Origin of the sequence: Enterobacter sp. UNJFSC 003, from assembly GCF_036903355.1 — a bacterium.
GTDB lineage: Bacteria > Pseudomonadota > Gammaproteobacteria > Enterobacterales > Enterobacteriaceae > Enterobacter.
The window spans coordinates 1-250 of record NZ_JBAKHK010000277.1 but is presented as its reverse complement, the minus strand read 5'-3'; the positions used below and the strand labels follow the sequence as shown (position 1 = coordinate 250).

Here is a 250-nt window from a genome sequence, read left to right as displayed (position 1 = left end):
GCTCTGCTCGATGCCGCCTGTTCCGGCTGCGCTCGACTTTCTCATCGTACATTTCGGCACCGACATGGTTTCCGAGGTCACGGGGCGCACGCGGCGGATTGTCGTTGATGGGCAGGGCCGGCAGAAGGTCGAGCGTCGCACGTCCAGTTCCAACATCGCCGAGACCGACAACTTCATGTCGGGGCGAAAGCCCATCCTCGTCTTTTCCGAGGCGGGTGGCACGGGGCGGTCCTACCACGCTGACCTGGAC

At 64.0% G+C, this 250-nt stretch carries 1 protein-coding gene; it reads left to right on the top strand.

Annotated features, from left to right (window positions below; translation table 11 throughout):
* Window positions 1-250, top strand: a 250-nt coding sequence (locus V5P19_RS24145; RefSeq protein WP_334408070.1) for a strawberry notch C-terminal domain-containing protein, incomplete at both ends; no start/stop codon positions are given.